This is a genomic window from Trichormus variabilis 0441, from assembly GCF_009856605.1.
Lineage (GTDB): Bacteria > Cyanobacteriota > Cyanobacteriia > Cyanobacteriales > Nostocaceae > Trichormus > Trichormus variabilis.
The window spans coordinates 4,407,920-4,427,698 of record NZ_CP047242.1; the positions used below are offsets into that span (position 1 = coordinate 4,407,920).

A 19,779-nucleotide genomic window follows, 5' to 3' on the forward strand; every position below is an offset into this window, starting at 1 on the left:
GGCTTATGAGAATTACGGTTATAGTTACATAACTTTACTGATAATCAATCATAAATCATGGGATGTACTCAATTTTTCATACCAGTAGCAGCAATACCTTGGATAAACTGACGCTGACCGATAAGAAATAGCACCATTACAGGTACAGTTGCAATTGTGACTGCTGCCATCATCAAAGGCCAATTATTGGTAAACTGCTCCTGAAACTCCGCCAATGCTAGCTGCACCGTTCTTAATTCTGGTCTGGTGGTGAAAACCAAAGGTTTAAATAAATCATTCCATTCAGCAATAAAGGTGAACAGAAACAGCGTCACCAAAGCGGGGCGAGCCAGAGGTAACATCACTTGCCACAAAATTTGTATCCGGTTCGCTCCATCGATGGTTGCGGCTTCTTCCAACTCTACGGGAATTGTCTGGAAATATTGACGTAAAAGGAAAATGCCAAAGCCATTAACAGCAGTTGGTAAAATTAGCGCTCCGTAGGTATTAATCAAGTGTCCCCACTTCAACACCAAGAAGATGGGAATCACTAGTAATTGAAAAGGGATAATTAAAGTCGCTAAAACAATCAAAAGTAGTATTTGCCTACCCCGGAATTTCAGTCTCGCTAGGGCGTAGCCAGCTAGCGCTGAAGTGACAATCTGAAATGCCGTCACTGCGATCGCTACCAAGGTAGAATTAGCGAATGCCAACAAGAACTTACCTCGTTGCCAAGCATCGTGGTAATTAGCTAATGACCAATTATTTTTGGGCAAAAGTTCTAAATTTGAACCTGGAGGTGCAAAAGAAGTGAGAAAAACCACAAACAGTGGCAACAGCACAATCAATGCCCCCAGCAGTAGCGCTGCTAGACTCCAAAAATCAGCAGATTTCCAATTCCAGTTTAGTTTGGTCATGAGTTAGATCGCCAAGCACTTGTTTCTTTGGTAATACAGTATCGAACTCAGCAACCGCTAATCTATAACATAGGCAATTGTTAAGTAAAATTAAACCACAGTGAGCATTACCTTAAATTCATAGGGTAAATTAAAGTCTGGTATCAAATAATTCAGGTTTACAGGAGTAAACATATCATGCAGCAGGTTGCAGCCGATTTAGAAATCGATTTCAAGAGCGAAAAATATAAAGATGCCTATAGTCGCATAAATGCGATCGTGATTGAAGGGGAACAAGAAGCATATGAGAATTACATTCAACTATCCCAACTGCTGCCAGACGATAAAGAAGACCTAATTCGCCTCTCGAAAATGGAAAGTCGCCACAAAAAAGGATTTGAAGCTTGTGGACGGAACCTGCAAGTATCCCCAGACATAGAGTTCGCTAAAGAATTCTTTGCCGGGCTACACGGTAATTTCCAAAAAGCGGCAGCTGAAGGTAAAGTTGTCACTTGCCTATTGATTCAATCCCTGATTATTGAATGTTTTGCGATCGCCGCATACAATATCTACATCCCCGTGGCTGACGATTTCGCCCGTAAAATCACTGAGGGTGTAGTTAAAGATGAATACAGTCACCTCAACTTCGGCGAAGTTTGGTTACAGAAAAATTTCGCTCAATCAAAAGCAGAACTAGAAGAAGCTAATCGTCATAATCTTCCCATAGTCTGGAAAATGCTCAATCAAGTTGCCGATGATGCGGCAGTCTTAGCTATGGAAAAAGAAGCCCTAGTGGAAGATTTTATGATTCAGTACGGCGAAGCACTAAGTAATATTGGCTTCACAACCAGAGATATTATGCGGATGTCAGCCTACGGACTCACAGCAGCTTAAATAGTTCTGATTCCTGATTAAAGTAAGGCGGCCAGTTATCTATTTCAGACTGGTGATGGGTAATAGGTAATGGATAAAAATTTATTCCCAATTATCAATTACCAATTACCCATGATCAAACTCAGGACTCAGCATTCATCACAGTTTGTATAGTATTTTTAAGAGTTAAGTATTATCTCTTATCCACATATCCCACGCATTCGCCAAGACACAAGCCTAAATATATCACTCCATGTTTGGTCTAATTGGACATCTGACAAGTTTAGAACACGCTCAAGCGGTAGCTCAAGAACTGGGATACCCAGAATACGCCGACCAAGGGCTAGATTTTTGGTGCAGCGCTCCACCGCAAATAGTTGACCACATTAAAGTTACTAGCATTACTGGTGAAATAATTGAAGGGAGGTATGTAGAATCTTGCTTTTTACCAGAAATGCTAGCCAGCCGTAGGATTAAAGCCGCAACCCGCAAAGTCCTCAATGCTATGGCTCATGCTCAAAAACATGGCATTGACATCACCGCTTTGGGTGGTTTCTCCTCCATTATTTTTGAAAACTTCAAATTGGAACAGTTTAGCCAAGTTCGTAATGTCACACTAGAGTTTGAACGCTTCACTACAGGCAACACTCACACAGCTTATATCATTTGTCGGCAGGTAGAACAAGCATCACAACAACTCGGCATTGAACTCTCCCAAGCAACAGTAGCTATATGTGGGGCTACTGGTGACATTGGTAGTGCAGTTACTCGCTGGCTGGATGCCAAAACAGACGTAAAAGAATTACTGTTAATCGCCCGTAATCAAGAACGTCTCCAAGAGTTGCAAAGCGAGTTGGGACGCGGTAAAATCATGAGCCTAGATGAAGCATTGCCTCAAGCTGATATTGTAGTTTGGGTAGCTAGTATGCCTAAAGGCGTGGAAATTAATCCTCAAGTTTTGAAACAACCCTGTTTATTGATTGATGGTGGTTATCCGAAAAACTTGGGTACAAAAGTTCAGTATCCTGGTGTTTATGTACTGAACGGAGGTATCGTCGAACATTCCCTAGATATTGACTGGAAAATCATGAAAATAGTCAATATGGATGTACCTGCACGCCAATTATTTGCTTGTTTTGCGGAATCTATGCTCTTGGAATTTGAGAAGTTGTACACGAACTTTTCTTGGGGGCGCAATCAGATTACCGTAGACAAAATGGAGCAGATTGGTCAAGCATCAGTGAAACATGGGTTTAGACCACTGCTGGTTTAGGGACTGGGGACTGGGGACTGGGGATTAAGAAGAAAAATAGACCCTAGTCACAAGATTGTACCCAATCCCCAATACCCAATTCCTAATACCCACTACCCGATCCCTAATATCTAATCCCTAACTATGGCTACAACTGAGCGCAAACCACTACTGTTGGATTTTGAAAAGCCACTAGCAGAACTGGCAAACCGGATTGATCAAATTCGGCAACTGGCAGAGGAGAATGGCGTAGATGTGTCTGGTGAGATTCGCAAGCTAGAAACACGCGCTATGCAACTGCGTGAGGAAATTTTTAGTACTCTGTCTCCATCTCAACGACTACAAGTAGCACGTCATCCCCGCCGTCCTAGTACCCTCGATTACATTCAGGCCATCAGTGATGAATGGATGGAGTTACATGGCGATCGCTGTGGTGGTGATGATCCGGCTCTTATTGGCGGCGTAGCGCGTTTGGGTGGTAAACCTGTGGTGATGTTAGGTCATCAAAAAGGACGAGATACCAAAGATAATATCGCTCGTAATTTTGGCATGGCGACTCCAGGCGGCTATCGCAAAGCTATGCGGCTGATGGAACACGCCAACAAATTTAGTATGCCGATTTTGACATTTATCGATACTCCAGGCGCTTTACCCACAGTAGTAGCCGAACGTCAAGGTGCAGGGGAAGCGATCGCCTATAATTTGCGCGAGATGTTTTCTTTAGATGTACCAATTATCTGCACCGTTATCGGGGAAGGTGGTTCTGGTGGTGCTTTGGGTATTGGTGTAGGCGATCGCCTATTAATGTTTGAACACTCTGTCTATACTGTGGCTACCCCCGAAGCCTGTGCGGCAATTCTTTGGAAAGATGCTAGCAAGTCTCCCCAAGCCGCCGTCGCCCTGAAAATCGTCTCCCATGACCTGAAAAATTTGGGCATCATTGACCAGATATTACCTGAACCCACAGGTGGCGCTCATTCCGACCCTTTAACAGCTGCTACAACTTTAAAACAAGCCCTGTTAGATAACTTAGATGAACTAGACCGCTTAACATCACAGGAACGCCGCCAACTGCGTTATGATAAGTTCCGCAAAATTGGTGTATTTACAGAAGTTGCACATTAACAAACGCGCTTAATTGATTTATTACCCAAAACCAGTGTTATAATTACCTGTGGCTACTTAAAGATTTTTAACAATCTCATCAGCCATAGGTATTTATATCTAAATAGCCACTAATGTAGATGGGTGGCTAGATCAAAGTATTTGCTAATTAACTGTAGTAACATGGGCTAGTCTCTAAACTAGCGTTTGTTATTTTTGTGTAAACTAAAATTGCAGAGAACACTAATTATAGCAAATAATCATAGCATTTGTCAGGGAATATCATCGAAATTTAAGGTTAATTTAATCTATTTGACTCTAAAAATTTCGATAATTGGGTGACAAGGGCTTGCAAAACTGCCAAAAAATTGGGAGAAAGCATGAGTTTGGAGCAGAAACGACGCGCTCTGATTACTGGGGCAAGTAGTGGAATTGGCAAAGCAACGGCATTAGCCTTTGCAAAAGCAGGAATAGATGTGGCTTTGGTGAGCCGTTCTGGGGATAAATTGACACCTGTAGTAGAAGCAACAAAACAGACTGGAGTAGTAGCCAAAGCGTATACTGTAGACTTAGCAGACGTATCGCAAGTAGAGGCGAAAATCCAGGCGATCGCCATTGACTTTGGAGACATAGATATTCTTGTAAATAATGCGGGTGTAGCATACACAGCTACCTTAAGTGAAACGCCCTTAGCAGACTGGCAACAAGTAATTAACTTGAACCTGACCAGCGTATTTGAATGTATTAAAGGAATTTTGCCAAGAATGCGCGCTCGGCATACAGGCACAATCATCAATGTGTCTTCGATTGCAGCGAAACAATCTTTTCCGCACTGGGGAGTTTACAGCGTCAGTAAAGCAGGATTAATGGCACTTTCTCAAACCTTGGCACAAGAAGAACGTGTCCACGGCATTCGGGTAAGTGCGATTTGTCCAGGGGCTGTAAATACTGGACTTTGGGATACAGAGACGGTTAAAGCTGACTTTGACCGTTCCAAAATGCTCACCCCAGAAATTGTGGCTCAGTCAATTCTTTACACTGCACTATTACCACCACAAGCAGTCATTGATGAATTGACGCTCATGCCCAGCGCAGGTGCGCTGTAATTCGTAATTCGTAAATTCGTAATTCGTAATAGCCTACAGCTAGGCTTGCACTGATCCAGAGAAAGCTAACTCCTACGTAGTTTGTAGGATTATTTTGAATTCTGAATTTTGAATTCCCCTTATGGGGTTAACCATTGAATAAACCATAACCAAGACTGAAATTATGACTATTGCTAGTTCCAACGGTTCCAATCGCGCTCAATCGCCCCTAATTCCCGACTTGGCAGAAGCTATTAATACCAGACCTGACCGCAATACCCATAACGGCCGAGAACCAGAATTGCACCAACCTTCAGAACAAGACATGGATTCAATGATGGATGCAGTCAGGTCAATATTAGTGGGTGTTGGAGAAGACCCAGAAAGAGAAGGTCTATTAAAAACACCAAAGCGCGTGGCAGAAGCGATGCGGTTCCTGACCAGTGGCTACAACCAATCTTTAGAAGAATTACTCAACGGTGCTGTCTTTGATGAAGGTCATAACGAGATGGTACTAGTGCGAGATATCAACTTCTTTAGCTTATGCGAACACCATATGTTACCCTTCATGGGTAGAGCGCACGTTGCTTATATCCCCAACCAGAAGGTAGTAGGACTAAGTAAGCTAGCCCGGATTGTTGAGATGTATTCCCGGCGCTTGCAAGTACAAGAAAGGCTAACCCGCCAAATAGCTGAAGCTGTGCAGACCATTTTAGAACCCCAAGGTGTAGCGGTTGTGATGGAAGCCAGCCATATGTGCATGGTGATGCGTGGTGTACAAAAACCAGGCTCTTGGACTGTAACTAGCGCCATGTTAGGCGTATTCCAAGAAGAACAAAAAACTAGAGAAGAATTCTTTAACTTGATTCGTCATCAACCATCATTCTTTTAGGGAATGGGGAGTGGGGAATGGGGAATATCCCTTCTTCCACTCCCTAATTCCTACTCCCCAATTTTTCAAAAAGTAGTGCAACTTTATCTAAATCTTTGTCCCCTGGTTTCCGTTCGACACCGCTAGATAAATCAATGCCATCAGGATTAAGTTGGCTTAAAGCTTCTAAAATATTGTCTGGTGTCAGTCCCCCCGCTAGTAACCAAGGGCAACTTGGGTGAAATTTGTGTAACATTTGCCAATCTAAAGTTTGACCAGTCCCACCCAATTGCTGGGGATGATAGGCATCAAGTAATAAAGTATTTATATATTGAGTATAAATAATTGCTTGCTCCAGATGCTCAAGACTGCGAACTCGCAAAGCTTTGAGGATTTCTACTTGGGGAAGCGATCGCCGTAATTGGTCGCAAAACTCTGGGGTTTCGTCACCATGTAACTGCACACCAGTTAAGCCACAATCAATCACTGTTTGTTTAATTTCCGCAATACTGCTATTGGCGAAAACGCCGATTTTATCAATATTTTTGGGTAGTGGTGCTACTGCTGCCCAAATTTGTGCGGCTGTAACGTAACGCGGTGAAGAAGGTACACATATAAATCCTAGCGCTGTTGCACCCAAAGAGGCGATCGCTACTGACTGTTGTGGTTGAGTGATGCCGCAAATTTTCACACGCATAACAATTTCCCATATTGAGAACTAAAAAAAGTCGAATTTTGATTGATTAAGTTCGGTTGTGTCCTAACTAACTCTATAATTTTCTAGGTCTAGATTAACTTTGCCCTAGATATTTAGGAGACAAAAGCTTGATTTCATCAACCTTATTAGCAGTAGCTGCAACTGTACCTGCAACCCCTGAATGGTCGCCAACCGTAGGCATTATCATTAGTGCTAGCAGTGTGGTAGCTCTTTTGTTCGCTCTCAAAGTTGAATATCCCCAAGTAGGCCCCAAATTCCCTGGGTTGCCTATTAGCGTTCCCACCTTTATCGGTGCAATGGCTTTTGGTCATGTTCTTGGCATTGGTATCGTCTTGGGGTTGACTAATATTGGTCGTCTGTAGAATTGGATATCGCTAAGACTGGAAATTTCTGGTTTTAACGAATTCAAGTTTACAAATAATTTCTGTTCTTTCTCCAGCGATTAAACTTGCCATTTGGGTGCAGTTAGCTTTTACATCATTACCCCAACTTTAGAAGGAGAGTTGAACCTTTCTTTTGAGAGAGGATTCTGCGGCTTCACCAAGCGGAGTATTGATGTTGCTGTTAACTAATCAGCTAAATCAATTTATTCATGCAGGAGAAAGAACTATGCTCTCATCAATCCTCATAGCGGCTCAAGCCACCGTACCCAACACAGGTACAACCTGGAACTGGAATGGCACATTTATTATCATCGCTAGTTGTCTATTAGTGCTTTTAATTGCCGGCAGGTCGATTCGCTATCCCCATGTAGGGACAAAGATGCCTTTGCCCTTCCCTTCAATTTTCAATAATCCCAGCGTTGCCACATTTTTGGCATCTATGAGTTTTGGTCACATTATTGGCGTTGCTGCCGTGTTGGGATTGACTAATCTTGGTGTTATTTAATTAACTTATCTGCAATCTCACCCTCTCCTCTCAGGCTACGGTCTATAGGAAAACCAAAAAATAAGTTATCCAAAATTGATGGTTTGGTAGAGTGCGTCAGTGCGATAGAACCTAACTACATTCAGAAATTATTCATACTGACGCACCCTTGTATATTTTTTATTTTTTGTGTGTAGCCCGTAAATATTTGGCAGAGAGAGAGTAATAATTCTCACTTATTTGAAGTTGCTGGCAGAGAAGAATGATAGTTATGATAATTTTTCATTGATTTAAATAAAGAATACGTAAAAATACGGTCGTTAATCTTCAGTTAACCTAAATTTATATTTACCTTAACTTTTGACCAATAAATTCTCGGATGTACCTGTAATTGACAGTCAACTCAATTTCATCTGAAAACTTCCGACTAATTTAGTCTACTCAGCAATGAGTAATAAAACTCCGCCAGCCTTCATTTCAGGCTTGTGGGGAAGTTTTCGTGCTACGAATTTGTGGCACAACATCAACAAATCAGGCATTAGTTATTATATCCAAACCATGACTATCCAAAAGCTTATCGCCATAATAGCTCCATCTTTTATTCTGTTAGGAGCAATGTTGGCTCCAGCAGAAGCAACTACCCTCAAACCGATAGGTACTTATAGTACAGGTCTATTTGAGCAGGGTGGTGCAGAAATTCCAGCTTATGATCCTGTAAGTCAAAGGCTATTTGTGGTTAATGGGGGGACTAGTAGTATTGATGTCATCAGTATTAGTGATCCGACTAAACCCTCATTCTTGTTTAATATCGGTATTCAAGACTACGGTAGAGGGGTTAATAGCGTCGCTTTTAAGAATGGCTTACTGGCCGCAGCTATTGAAGATTTCACGCCCCAAAATCCGGGTAAAGCTGTATTTTTTGATGTTAATGGCAACTTAATCAATTCTGTAAATGTTGGAGCATTGCCAGATATGCTCACTTTTACACCAGATGGCAAACGTGTCTTAGTAGCCAATGAAGGTGAACCGAATACCAACTATACAGTTGATCCAGAAGGCTCAGTTAGCATTATTAATATAGCTGACTTTAGTGTCATCCATGCTGGTTTTAGTCAATTCAACAGTCAAATCGATCAGTTACGGGCAGGTGGAGTAAGAATTTTTGGCCCTAACGCTACTGTTGCTCAGGATTTAGAGCCAGAGTATATAACCGTTTCCCCTGATTCTACTAAGGCTTGGATATCGTTGCAAGAAAATAATGCGATCGCCACCTTAGACCTGATTACAAATGAGATTACCAATATCAACCCTTTGGGCTTTAAGGATCATAGCCTGCCAGGGAATGGTTTTGATGCTAGCGATCGCGATAATGCTATTAATATCTCTAATTGGCCTGTCTTGGGAATGTATCAACCCGATGGCATAGCTTCCTATACAGTGAATGGCAAGACTTATATTGTCACCGCTAATGAAGGTGATGCCAGGGATTACGCTGGTTTCAGTGAAGTAGTGCGCCTGGGTAGTAATCAGTATCTGCTTGATCCTACAGTGTTTCCGAATGCTAGTGTTTTAAAAAACACTGCTAATTTAGGTCGTCTCAATGTCACTAGAACTTTAGGCGATGAAAACAAAAATGGTTCGTTTGAAAAGATTTACTCCTATGGTGCGCGTTCTTTCTCTATTTGGGAATCGGATCAGACTACGGGTAAGTTAAAGTTAGTGTTTGATAGTGGCGACCAATTTGAACAAATTATTGCCCAACGTCTACCCGCGTTTTTCAACTCAAATAATACTGAGAATAGTTTTGATACCCGTAGCGATGACAAAGGGCCAGAACCAGAAGACGTAAAGATTGCCAAAATTAACGGTCGCTTTTACGCCTTTGTTGGCTTGGAACGGGTGGGAGGTGTGATGGTATATGACATTACTAACCCAGCCAAACCTGTTTTTGTAGACTATGCTAACAATCGTGATTTTACAGTTCCTTTACAAAATCCAGGTGGTAAGACTAACCCATTAGCCGGAGATTTAGGCCCAGAAGGCTTACTATTTATCTCAGCTGCTGATAGTCCCAATCAGAAGCCTTTGTTAATTACCGCCAATGAGATCAGTGGAACAACTACCATCTACTCTCTGGATATAGAAACAGTCCCTGAACCCGGAACTATGCTTGCTTTAGGTGCTGTTGTTTCAACTACCATCCTGAGAGTAAAGCGCAAACGCTAAGTTATACCAATTAGCAATTCGGAAAGTAAGTATCTGTAGGGTGGGCAATGCCCACCAAAACCCGGATATGGTGGGCATTGCTACATATAATTCACCAATCAAATAGTAGTCCTATATTCTCTTTTCTATATACTGACCTATCATTAATTGCTCACCAGCACGAGAAATAATAGTTTGTCTGGTGCGATATTTGCTACCAATTAACTTTAATTCTTCCTCAAATACTGAACCATTGTATTCGGTTCGCAAATATAAGGTTTTGGGGTTAGGAAAATTATACTGGGCTGTGACTGGTTTAGATGTGGCAAAACCGCGATCGCGGTACAAGGTGTTTCCTAAAGCACCAAATAGTGTGGAACCTTGAGACTCACTCCTGTTTTTTAGAACATCTGTACTGCACCATGTCACCTCTGCACCACAGATCAAAAAAACTGACTCAGCTAATTCATGTATCTGAGCCAGTTCTTGTAATTCATCGCAACCTTGTTCCAAAAATCGGATAGTAATCATACTCACCATCTCCTTGGTTTCACCGTCAGGGAGAGTATAATAACGCCTTTGCGAACGCCACTGACCAACCGACTCTTGAAAAAACTCGATGATTTGGGATTCATCAACGGTGTGTGCAAGTTTTGACAGCGATTTCACTCGTGATTGTCCTCACCTAAAAGGCAGAAATAATTGATTTTGTCTATATAATATATCGTAGCTAAAAGCAATTTATGTTCAGAAAATTTAATATATTACCGAAATCTTTCAGAATTGCCTATAACATTGCTAGTGTTTTTGCTAATATTTGTGTATATTTAGTAAAGCTAAATATTTGCACCTGATATTTTTTAGGGAAAAAAGTTAGAGACTAATTTTAGTTTCTTAAAGTTCCCTAACGGAAATAACTTTCATACCGATATAAAAAATTCATACACCTTACATAGCCAAATCAAATATCAAACACAATCCTGCAATTGCGTAAATAGAGTAGTAGCTAAATCTGTTTTGACTTTATCTCGTAAAAGTAGTAACGTTTGACACAAAAAAGTTCTTGGATAAACTTGGTTTATTCTCAATATTATTTTTCAGCCAGCATGATATGTACATGATTGCTAGGTAAAAAAGGCTGTTATTTTAAAAGCTTCCACAAACAAGGAAACAAACCATAAATGATTTTCAACCAAAATCCACAGCAAAAATCATGAAACAGCAAACTTACCCAGCGACAAGCCAGTTAATAAATACAAAATTACAATTTAGCGGTGAAATATCTGCCCACAGACAGATATTTCCTGACTGGCAATGTGCAAAACATAGCTTATTTGTTGCTTGTTTGTTGAGTGTGGGTGTACTAACAGCAAGTTGCGGTTCTTTACCCAAAGAAACAGCCGAAGCCCAATCTCAGCAACGTAGAGGTGGAGAACGAGGTGGGGTAGCACCTGTAGATGTGGCGATCGCCCGTAGAGAGAGGCTAGAGACACAACCAGAGTATACAGGTACAACCACACCATTTAGAACAATATCGTTGCGATCGCAGGTAGAAGCCAGACTCTTAGCTTTGAACTTAGATGTAGGTGACACAGTTAGACGAGGGCAGAACGTCGGACAACTAGATGACATCATATTATCCACAGACCTCAAGCAAGCAGAAGCCGAACTCGCAGCTTTGGAATCAGAAGTAGCTAGAGCGACAACCCAGGTAAGTAATGCCCGCACCCAAGTGGAACGGGCAAGACTCGAAGTAGTACAGGCTGAAGCAGATGCCCAACGTCAAGAGAGATTATTTAAAGAAGGAGCTATATCCGAGCAAGCCGCCGAGCAAGCACGGACACAAGCAAAAACAGCTACTCAAGCACTCCGCGCAGCTACTGAGCAAGTCCGAACCGAAGAACAAGCAGTTGCGGCTGCCAAAGGTAGAGTATTTGCCCAAAAAGCCGTAGTTGCCCAAACAAAAGAACGCCGCTCATATACACGCCTCACATCCCCCCTTAATGGTGTGATCACCGAGAGAGTCACAGAGCCAGGTAATCTCTTACAAGCTGGAGGAGAAGTTTTAAAAATTGCTGACTTGAGCCAAATTAAAGTAGTAGTGCAAGTCTCCGAATTAGAACTAGGACAAATTCAAGTCGGACAATCTGTACAAGTACGCTTAGATGCCTTCCCAGACCGAGAAATCACTGGTAGAGTCACCCGTATTTCCCCCACCGCCGATGCTACAGCTCGTTTAATACCAGTAGAAGTAGTAATTCCTAATAGTCAAGGCAATATTGGTAGTGGATTGCTAGCAAGAGTTAACTTTGCCAGTCAAACTCCAGAACGAGTGGTAGTCTCACAAACAGCCATTCAAAGGGAAGGCAGAAACCAGCAATCCGCCCCAAAAACCCCAAGACAATCACAAAATCAAAACGGCACACTGTACGTAGTTACGGATAGCCAAGGCAAGCCAACTGTCACAGCCCGTACAGTCACTTTAGGAAAAAGTGCTGATGGCAAAGTAGAAATTTTATCTGGCTTACAACCTGGAGAGCAATACGTCGCACGTAGTGGTAGACCCTTAAAAGATGGGGAAAATGTACGTCTTTCAATTCTTTCAGAGCGAAACCCTGCGAGGAATTAAAAATTCAAAGTAAAGATTTAGGTTGGGAATTTTTAATTTTGCGGAAAGTTGCGGTGCAGGGGTTCCCCCCGTTGAGCAAACTTTCCAAGACGAATTTTGAATTGGAGCGCAGCGACTCATGCAGCAAGTAAATAAAAGTGGCGGATTTAGTATTAGTACCGTATCAATTCGCCAACATATCGGTACACTCATGCTCACCTTAGCAGTTATGGTGCTGGGTGTATTTTTCATTATCAATTTGCCCGTAGATTTATTACCCTCAATTACCTATCCCCGCATTGGTGTACGCATAGAAGCACCTGGAGTTTCCCCGGAGGTAGCAATTGATGAAGTGACTAGACCTTTGGAAGAAGCCTTCTCGGCAACAGAAGGTGTGGTACAGATTTTTTCTCAAACTCGTGAGGGACAAGTCAGTTTGGATTTGTTCTTTCAACCAGGAGGTAATATTGACCAAGCTCTCAATGATGCTACTGCGGCTTTCAACAGAGCGAGAAACGGCTTACCAGACACAATTGAAGAACCGCGTCTGTTCAAAATCGATCCTTCCCAGTTACCAGTATATGAATTCGCCTTAACATCCCCCTCCTTAGAAGGGCTAGATTTACGAGTGTTTGCAGAAGAAGAACTAGCCCGCGAATTGGGTGTTGTTCCTGGAGTAGCTGGGGTAGACGTATCGGGCGGAGTGCAAGAAGAAGTTAGAGTTAATATTGATTTAGACCGCTTGCAAGCTTTGGGTGTAGGTTTAAATGATGTTCTAGATGAACTCAGAAACCGCAACGTTGATATTTCTGGTGGTCGGATTTTAGGACAAAATTCCGAACCTTTAACCCGTACTGTTGGACGCTTTCAAAGTGCCGACGAACTCAGAAATTTGTCCTTTGAGGTCTCCTCAACAGCTTCCTCAAATCCCAGTCAACAGTCAACAGTCAACAGTCAACCATCAACCATTAACAACCGCCGCGTTTATCTCCGGGACTTTGCCCAAATTATAGATGGTTCAGAACAACAACGGATATATGTCTCACTCAACGGTGAGCCGGCAGTCAAAGTCAGTGTTCAAAAGCAACCAGATGCTAACACTATTAATGTTGTTGATGCTGTAAAAAAACGTTTAGAAGAACTGCGACAATCTAGCGTAGTTCCTGAAGGTACCGTGATTACACCTACCTTAGATGAATCGAGATTTATCCGTAACTCTATCTCCAATGTTACCAGTTCTGGATTGATAGGAACAGCATTAGCGGCGATCGCTGTCCTTCTCTTCCTTGGTTCCTTACGACAGACCTTTATTATCGTTATCGCCATCCCTCTAGCCACCCTAGCCGCCATCATCTTGATGGGGTTATTCGGCTTATCCATCAACGTCTTTAGTTTAGGTGGTTTAGCCTTGGGCGTGGGTATAGTCGTAGACAACTCCATCGTCATGTTGGAGAGCATTGCCGAAGGCGTGGGCATGACTCCTGGTAAGGATAGTAAAAGCAGACTCAGTCACAAGCAACTAATTGCTCAAGCAGAAACCAGCAGCCAAGAAGTCGAATCGGCTCTAGTTGCTTCTACGAGTACAAACTTAGTGGCAGTGTTGCCGTTTTTACTTATTGGTGGATTTATAGCCTTATTATTTAACGAACTAATTCTCACCATCACCTTTTCTGTTGCCGCTTCTATCGTCATTGCTGTAACAGTTGTGCCAATGCTTGCTTCTCGTTTATTAGGCTGGAAATTTTCCAGTGGCTTGAGCAACTTTTGGCCATTACGAAAATTCAATGAGCGTTTTGAAGCAGCTACGAGAGGATATGGTAGATTTTTAGCTGGCATCTTACGCTGGCGATTAGTCACAGTAGCGATCGCCATTCTCCTGTTTGGTGGTGGTAGTTTATGGATGGCTCCCCAAATTCCCCAACAAATCCTCCCCCGTATTAGTACAGGACAAGCCAGCTTATTCGCTCAGTTCCCACCCGGCACGCCCTTAGAGACTAATAGCAAAGTCATGAGCGCGGTGGATGAAATCATTCGGCAACAGCCAGAAACAGAATATACTTTCACGACTGCCGGTGGTGCTTTATTTGGCACTAATACCAATGCTAACCCCTTACGAGGTACCAGCACCATCACCCTCAAACCAGGCACTAATGTAGATACTTATGTCGAACGAGTTACCCAAGAATTAAATAAACTAAATTTAGCAGGTATTCGTTTACGCTTGGCTCCTGGTCAAGTACGGGGTTTAATTACCAATAACTCTCCTGTACGCAATGCCGACGTTGATGTGATTCTCCAGGGTACTAATGCAGACACATTACAACAAGCCAGCCGTCAGGTACTAGCAGCCTTAGAAGAACAAGCCACCCAAGTGAGATTTCGTCCCGATGCTGATGAACGACAACCAGAAATTCAAATCTTGCCCGACTGGGAAAGAGTTTCTGCATTAGGACTAACTACTAGAGATATCGGAGACACAATTCAGACCGCCCTAGAAGGCAGCGTACCCACACAACTGCAACGCGGCAACCGCTTGGTAGATGTGCGAGTACAGTTAAATGAGTCAGCAGTACAAACAGGTTCCCAACTACAAAGACTACCTTTATTTGTTGGCAACAATCGGCAAGTTCGCCTCAGTGATGTCGCCAAAATTGTCGAAGCCCAAGCACCGGGAGAGATTCAGCGTATTAACCAACGCCAAGTTATCATATTTGCCGGAAATTTAACTGAAGGAGCTAGTTTAAGTCGCGCCATCGAACAGGTAAATAACGTCATTAGTAACCTAGAATTACCGGAAGGCGTAAGTGTTTTACCAAGCGCCGCCGCAGAATCCAATCGGCAACTACAAAGTTCACTGCAACTATTAGGCGGATTAGCTAGCTTTCTCGTTTTCGTCGTCATGGCAGTGCAGTACAATTCCCTCATTGACCCGCTAGTAATTATGTTTACCATTCCCCTAGCACTAGCAGGCGGGATTTTCGGACTTTACATTACCAATACTGCCATTGGTGCAACCGTCATCGTCGGTGCAGTTCTATTAGTGGGAATTGTCGTCAATAATGCCATCATCATGGTGGAATTGGCAAATCAAATCCGCGATCGCGACAAAGTTGATCGCCGCACTGCCATTTTGCAAGCTGCACCCCAACGCTTACGTCCCATATTAATGACCACCATTACTACTGTTTTAGGGATGTTTCCCCTAGCATTAGGAATCGGTGAAGGCTCAGAATTTCTCCAACCATTGGGTGTAGTAGTGTTTTCCGGTTTATCCTTAGCAACATTACTCACACTATTCATCATCCCCTGCTTTTACACCCTACTCCATGATTTATTGAGTGGAGCTTGGAGTAAGCCAGTATTTATTTGGTGGCGGGTTTGGAGGAAAAGGTTCACTTTGTAAAAAATTAGCTGTAATCACGTTGACGGTTGACTGTTCACCGTCAACGAAACTCATATATGATTATGTGATTTAAAGCCGTCATAGCTTAAGGACAGGCGATCGCATTTATTGATTGAGCGTGCGACTGAACAACGTTACATTAAGTAAAGCACTGGAATACTATCCTAAGATATTTAGTCTGCAAAAGCTGACTTAGATTATTTAGTTATAATTCCCAGTCAGTCAATACTTTATTGGAGTTGGTCATGCTTAAACAACTCATCCTTGAAAATTGGAAAAGTTTCCGTTATGCAGAACTTCCACTCGACCCGTTAACAGTTCTTATTGGTACAAACGCAAGTGGCAAATCTAATGTAGTTGAAGCTTTAGAATTTTTGCAAAGAATAGCTAGAGGCGAAAATGTTGAAGCAGCTTTAGCAGGAGACAAAACACTTGTATCCATTCGTGGCGGTGTTGAGTGGGCTGCTAGAAAACAAGAAACTGGATTTACATTACAAACTTTAATTCAGGGTGAGGATGAAACACAAGATTATTTATATACTGTACAAATACAAACCATACCTGAAGTCAGAGTAATACAAGAACAAATTACATTTGAAAATATAAATCAAGATAATGTAGTCTATAATAAAAAACATCTTACCGTAAAAAACCCTATTTTTCCTACAAAAAGTGGCTTAGAAAATTTAGAACTTCATGTAGATATTAATGATCTCATGCAATTTTTTCCACCAGATCAAAATATTCTATTAGGGGATAAAGATTTTCTAGAAACACTAAATAATGTTCTCTTGCCATTCAGAAATAAAGCTTGTAAGTTTGTTGTTGCCAGTCTAAAAAATATTTTTATCTTAAATCCTATAGCTTCTAATATGCGTAATTATTCCAGACTGGCTGATGATTTAGAAAGTGATGCTTCCAACATTGCAGGTGTTTTAGCAGCATTACCAGATGACCTAAAATTAGAAATTGAATTAACACTATCTACTTATATTAAAGATTTACCAGAAGGTGATATTAAAAAAGTATGGGCAGAGAAAGTTGGTAGATTTGGCACAGATGCCATGCTTTACTGTCAGGAAGAATGGAAACCCGGACATAGCACAGATATTGATGCGAGAAGTATGTCAGATGGAACTCTACGTTTCCTGGCAATTCTCACAGCTTTACTAACTCGACCAGAAGGTAGTCAAATTGTCATTGAGGAAATAGATAACGGTTTACATCCCTCCCGCGCCAAATTACTTGTCAAAATACTCAGAGAGATTGGCAGTAAAAGAAATATTGATATTTTACTTACCACACATAATCCTGCCTTACTTGATGCTTTAGGCCCGGATACAGTTCCATTTGTAGTTGTAGCTCACCGTGATGCAGAAACAGGAGAGAGTAAGCTAACTTTGTTAGAAAATATTGATAATTTTTCCAAGTTATTTGCATCCTATTCCTTAGGTGAAATGACAACTAAGGGGGCAATTGAAAGAAGCCTTTCTCATAGTGAATAATTATTCCTATGAGAAAGGTATTGCTCATCGATACATCCCTGCTATGTGTTTGGTTAAAAGTTCCAGGTAAGGAAACTGCTGGCAACAATAAATGGAATTTTGAACTTGTAAATCAGAAAATTCAGGAAGAAAGCGCCAAGTCCACTACCTTAGTGCTTCCTTTAGCTACGATTATCGAAACAGGTAACCATATCGCACAAGCGAAAACAAACGATTCAGCAGCTAAACTCATAACTGCTAGACAATTTGCCAACATCATTACTTATGCGGCTGATGAAACAAGCCCTTGGGCTGCTTTCCGTGAGCAAATTGTCCTTTGGGAAGCAGATGAACTCAAAAAACTGGCGGAGCAATTTCCTAATCAAGCTGTAGAAAAAACTTCTATGGGTGATGCTAGTATCGTTCTCTTGGGCTGGCATTATCACCAAAAAGGCTACCATGTGGAGTTTCTGACTGATGACGACAAACTGAAATCTCAGGAACCACCCCCACCATCACCACCCACACGCCGTAGTAGTCGTCGGTAAGTGTAGAAATAGTCTTAAGTCCTCTCTCTGGTTTGGGTAGAAGAATTATACATAGCCTTGAGACTGATACCACAACACCGTATCTTTCAAAGTCTCCCTCAAAGGGCGGAAGGTTGCGCCTAAATCTCGTTCGGCTTTGGCTGAACTTAACTTTGCTTTCTCAAGTAAAGTCTGGATACCAGCTAGTGGCATGGGGTTAACTCCACCAGTTAAACCTGTGAACTTTTCCAAAAACCAAGCGATCGCGATCGCCATCCCATCAGGAATTTCCATTCTAGGTGCTTTGACCCCGGAAATCGCTTCCAGTTCTAAGGCAATCTCTTTCATGGTTGTCAGTGGCCCCGCTACGATGTAACGCCCACCGCTTTCACCTTTTTCGGCAGCTTTTACCATAACCGTAGCCACATCCCGTACATCAGTCAATGCAGCACCACCATTAATTACCCCAGGCAGTTTACCTGCCAATAGGTCTAACACCAGTTGTCCCGCAGAAGTTGGTGCAGCATCTCCAGGCCCCATCATCCAACCAGGCAGAATCATCACTACGTCTATTTGGCTGGTGTTGAGAAAGCGGTAAATTTCCTGTTCTGCCAAAATCTTAGTTTTGAAATAAAGATTCTGTTCGGCAAATTTATTGTAAGGTGCGGTTTCCGTGGCTGCCTGATGTGGGTCAGTTTGGATCACCCCACTGGATGAGGTAAACACCACCTTTGCTACCCCCTGCGCCTCTGCTGCTTGCAGAAGTTCTATCGTGGTATCTACATTAATGCGCTTCATCTTCTGCCAATCACTACCCGGTTGGTAATACTCCCGAAAAAAAGCTGCCGTGTGAAACACCACATCTACTCCCTTTAATGCCTGAGTAAAGGCGGGTACATCTTCAATATCACCCTGAATCAGTTCAATGTTGCTATCTCCCAGGAAACGTTTGGCTTTATCAAGAGAACGAACCAAACCTTTTACTTGCCATCCCTGAGATACAAGCGCTCGGCAAAGATTACTACCCAGCAGACCTGTTGCTCCAGTCACAAAAGCTATTTTGCCGCTCATGATATTTATTCCTGTTGACCTTATAGCTTGTAAGCCCAGTCTGAACCTTGCTAGTGTGAGTTATTACTCACATCATATCTTGCAGTATATGAGCAAAAACTCACATGGTCAATCCCCAGGTAATGAACAAGTGGAGTCATCAGCTGTAAAAGATGACAATCTTCAGAAAAGCCGACGCAAACCATCAGGCGATCGCGGGCGGCAAAGACGTGATTTAATCCTCGATACGGCTGCCAATTTGCTAGCAGAGGGAGGGACTGAAGCTATCAATACCAACGCCTTAGCCGATCGCGCCAATATTTCCATTGGGTCAGTGTATCAGTACTTTTCCAACAAGGAGTCCATCCTCACGGCCTTAGGGGAGCGATATATGCAGCAATTAAGCAGGAATACAGTAGCAGCCTTACAACAGGATGTCTCTGGTCTAGATTTTGCCGCTATGGTTGATCGAGTAATTGACCCCATGATTGCCTTTGAGCGCCAGCATCCCGCTTTTAGACATTTAAACGCCGGTCAAGAAGGGGAAGGTATCCTGGCTGAAGGAGCCAAACGAGTTGATCAAGAAATACTAGCAACCATCTATGATTTGCTGCTGAGAGTTTGCCCTCATCTCCACCCCACCCAGGGTTGGCAAATTGCGCGGGTGACAAAAGCCCTTTATAAAGGCATGAGCTATTTAATCCAGCAAGAAAAAGAGATTCAAAACGCCGGTGGAGATATTAACAACATGATTGCTGATATGAAGCGGATGATGGTGACTTACTTAGAAGACCAGTTGGGACAATTAACTGTGGGATAGAGACAAGCGATCGCCCAATCAAAATACCCATAACCCG

Annotated in this window: 17 protein-coding genes; 13 read left to right on the plus strand and 4 right to left on the minus strand. The window is 42.4% G+C overall.

The features are described 5' to 3' along the window. Positions 1-68: 68 nt before the first annotated feature. Positions 69-896 carry a carbohydrate ABC transporter permease gene (locus tag GSQ19_RS18030; protein ID WP_011319303.1) on the minus strand — a complete coding sequence of 276 codons (828 nt, stop codon included), beginning with the start codon at positions 894-896 and terminating at the stop codon, positions 69-71. 177 nt (positions 897-1,073) lie between these two features. Here GSQ19_RS18030 and GSQ19_RS18035 point away from each other — a divergent pair, with 177 nt between their 5' ends. From GSQ19_RS18035 to folE, 5 genes are all read left to right on the plus strand, one after another. Continuing rightward, positions 1,074-1,769: an aldehyde oxygenase (deformylating) gene (locus tag GSQ19_RS18035; protein ID WP_011319304.1), complete on the plus strand. Its 696-nt coding sequence runs from the start codon at positions 1,074-1,076 to the stop codon at positions 1,767-1,769. A gap of 232 nt (positions 1,770-2,001) precedes the next feature. Beyond that, positions 2,002-3,021, plus strand: coding sequence for a long-chain acyl-[acyl-carrier-protein] reductase (locus GSQ19_RS18040; RefSeq protein ID WP_011319305.1), 1,020 nt, complete (start codon positions 2,002-2,004; stop codon positions 3,019-3,021). Between the two features lie 123 nt (positions 3,022-3,144). Next, positions 3,145-4,125 carry an acetyl-CoA carboxylase carboxyltransferase subunit alpha gene (locus GSQ19_RS18045; protein WP_011319306.1) on the plus strand — a complete coding sequence of 327 codons (981 nt, stop codon included), beginning with the start codon at positions 3,145-3,147 and terminating at the stop codon, positions 4,123-4,125. A 359-nt stretch (positions 4,126-4,484) separates the two neighbouring features. Continuing rightward, positions 4,485-5,210 carry an SDR family oxidoreductase gene (locus tag GSQ19_RS18050; RefSeq protein ID WP_011319307.1) on the plus strand — a complete coding sequence of 242 codons (726 nt, stop codon included), beginning with the start codon at positions 4,485-4,487 and terminating at the stop codon, positions 5,208-5,210. A 163-nt stretch (positions 5,211-5,373) separates the two neighbouring features. Then, positions 5,374-6,081: a GTP cyclohydrolase I FolE gene (gene folE / locus GSQ19_RS18055; RefSeq protein WP_011319308.1), complete on the plus strand. Its 708-nt coding sequence runs from the start codon at positions 5,374-5,376 to the stop codon at positions 6,079-6,081. Positions 6,082-6,124: 43 nt separating this feature from the next. Here the strand turns inward: folE and GSQ19_RS18060 are convergent, their stop codons facing one another. Beyond that, positions 6,125-6,757 carry a phosphoribosylanthranilate isomerase gene (locus GSQ19_RS18060; protein WP_011319309.1) on the minus strand — a complete coding sequence of 211 codons (633 nt, stop codon included), beginning with the start codon at positions 6,755-6,757 and terminating at the stop codon, positions 6,125-6,127. Positions 6,758-6,885: 128 nt separating this feature from the next. Here GSQ19_RS18060 and psaK (GSQ19_RS18065) point away from each other — a divergent pair, with 128 nt between their 5' ends. The 3 genes from psaK (GSQ19_RS18065) to GSQ19_RS18075 all read left to right on the plus strand — a co-directional run bounded on the left by psaK (GSQ19_RS18065) (position 6,886) and on the right by GSQ19_RS18075 (position 9,871). Further along, entirely contained in the window at positions 6,886-7,140 is a 255-nt protein-coding gene (gene psaK / locus GSQ19_RS18065) for a photosystem I reaction center subunit PsaK (RefSeq protein ID WP_011319310.1), read from the plus strand. Positions 7,141-7,387: 247 nt separating this feature from the next. After that, entirely contained in the window at positions 7,388-7,666 is a 279-nt protein-coding gene (gene psaK / locus GSQ19_RS18070) for a photosystem I reaction center subunit PsaK (protein WP_185478743.1), read from the plus strand. A 426-nt stretch (positions 7,667-8,092) separates the two neighbouring features. Beyond that, a complete protein-coding gene (locus tag GSQ19_RS18075; RefSeq protein ID WP_011319312.1) occupies positions 8,093-9,871 on the plus strand; it encodes a choice-of-anchor I family protein in 1,779 nt (592 codons plus the stop codon). Between the two features lie 111 nt (positions 9,872-9,982). Here the strand turns inward: GSQ19_RS18075 and GSQ19_RS18080 are convergent, their stop codons facing one another. Continuing rightward, positions 9,983-10,519, minus strand: a complete 537-nt coding sequence (locus tag GSQ19_RS18080) for a phycobiliprotein lyase (RefSeq protein ID WP_011319313.1) — start codon at positions 10,517-10,519, stop codon at positions 9,983-9,985. A gap of 544 nt (positions 10,520-11,063) precedes the next feature. Between GSQ19_RS18080 and GSQ19_RS18085 the strand changes: the two genes are divergently transcribed. From GSQ19_RS18085 to GSQ19_RS18100, 4 genes are all read left to right on the plus strand, one after another. Further along, positions 11,064-12,479, plus strand: coding sequence for an efflux RND transporter periplasmic adaptor subunit (locus GSQ19_RS18085; RefSeq protein WP_011319314.1), 1,416 nt, complete (start codon positions 11,064-11,066; stop codon positions 12,477-12,479). Between the two features lie 118 nt (positions 12,480-12,597). Next, the gene (locus GSQ19_RS18090; protein ID WP_011319315.1) at positions 12,598-15,861 is read left to right on the plus strand and encodes an efflux RND transporter permease subunit; all 3,264 of its coding nucleotides are present in this window, start codon (positions 12,598-12,600) and stop codon (positions 15,859-15,861) included. A gap of 245 nt (positions 15,862-16,106) precedes the next feature. Further along, a complete protein-coding gene (locus GSQ19_RS18095; RefSeq protein ID WP_011319316.1) occupies positions 16,107-17,366 on the plus strand; it encodes an AAA family ATPase in 1,260 nt (419 codons plus the stop codon). An 8-nt stretch (positions 17,367-17,374) separates the two neighbouring features. Beyond that, the gene (locus GSQ19_RS18100; protein ID WP_011319317.1) at positions 17,375-17,893 is read left to right on the plus strand and encodes a hypothetical protein; all 519 of its coding nucleotides are present in this window, start codon (positions 17,375-17,377) and stop codon (positions 17,891-17,893) included. A gap of 45 nt (positions 17,894-17,938) precedes the next feature. Here GSQ19_RS18100 and GSQ19_RS18105 read toward each other — a convergent pair whose 3' ends face one another. Beyond that, entirely contained in the window at positions 17,939-18,943 is a 1,005-nt protein-coding gene (locus GSQ19_RS18105) for an SDR family oxidoreductase (protein ID WP_011319318.1), read from the minus strand. Positions 18,944-19,031: 88 nt separating this feature from the next. Here GSQ19_RS18105 and GSQ19_RS18110 point away from each other — a divergent pair, with 88 nt between their 5' ends. Beyond that, positions 19,032-19,742 carry a TetR/AcrR family transcriptional regulator gene (locus tag GSQ19_RS18110; protein ID WP_011319319.1) on the plus strand — a complete coding sequence of 237 codons (711 nt, stop codon included), beginning with the start codon at positions 19,032-19,034 and terminating at the stop codon, positions 19,740-19,742. Positions 19,743-19,779 lie beyond the last annotated feature (37 nt).

Excerpts from the sequence above, each read along its gene's own strand:
- GSQ19_RS18060 (WP_011319309.1), bottom strand. The coding sequence starts at position 6,757 with ATGCGTGTGAAAATTTGCGGCATCACTCAACCACAACAGTCAGTAGCG.
- GSQ19_RS18075 (WP_011319312.1), top strand. The coding sequence starts at position 8,093 with ATGAGTAATAAAACTCCGCCAGCCTTCATTTCAGGCTTGTGGGGAAGT.
- GSQ19_RS18105 (WP_011319318.1), bottom strand. The coding sequence starts at position 18,943 with ATGAGCGGCAAAATAGCTTTTGTGACTGGAGCAACAGGTCTGCTGGGT.
- GSQ19_RS18095 (WP_011319316.1), top strand. The coding sequence starts at position 16,107 with ATGCTTAAACAACTCATCCTTGAAAATTGGAAAAGTTTCCGTTATGCA.
- folE (WP_011319308.1), top strand. The coding sequence starts at position 5,374 with ATGACTATTGCTAGTTCCAACGGTTCCAATCGCGCTCAATCGCCCCTA.
- GSQ19_RS18050 (WP_011319307.1), top strand. The coding sequence starts at position 4,485 with ATGAGTTTGGAGCAGAAACGACGCGCTCTGATTACTGGGGCAAGTAGT.
- GSQ19_RS18110 (WP_011319319.1), top strand. The coding sequence starts at position 19,032 with ATGAGCAAAAACTCACATGGTCAATCCCCAGGTAATGAACAAGTGGAG.
- GSQ19_RS18040 (WP_011319305.1), top strand. The coding sequence starts at position 2,002 with ATGTTTGGTCTAATTGGACATCTGACAAGTTTAGAACACGCTCAAGCG.
- GSQ19_RS18100 (WP_011319317.1), top strand. The coding sequence starts at position 17,375 with ATGAGAAAGGTATTGCTCATCGATACATCCCTGCTATGTGTTTGGTTA.
- GSQ19_RS18085 (WP_011319314.1), top strand. The coding sequence starts at position 11,064 with ATGAAACAGCAAACTTACCCAGCGACAAGCCAGTTAATAAATACAAAA.
- GSQ19_RS18035 (WP_011319304.1), top strand. The coding sequence starts at position 1,074 with ATGCAGCAGGTTGCAGCCGATTTAGAAATCGATTTCAAGAGCGAAAAA.
- GSQ19_RS18045 (WP_011319306.1), top strand. The coding sequence starts at position 3,145 with ATGGCTACAACTGAGCGCAAACCACTACTGTTGGATTTTGAAAAGCCA.
- GSQ19_RS18030 (WP_011319303.1), bottom strand. The coding sequence starts at position 896 with ATGACCAAACTAAACTGGAATTGGAAATCTGCTGATTTTTGGAGTCTA.
- psaK (WP_185478743.1), top strand. The coding sequence starts at position 7,388 with ATGCTCTCATCAATCCTCATAGCGGCTCAAGCCACCGTACCCAACACA.
- GSQ19_RS18090 (WP_011319315.1), top strand. The coding sequence starts at position 12,598 with ATGCAGCAAGTAAATAAAAGTGGCGGATTTAGTATTAGTACCGTATCA.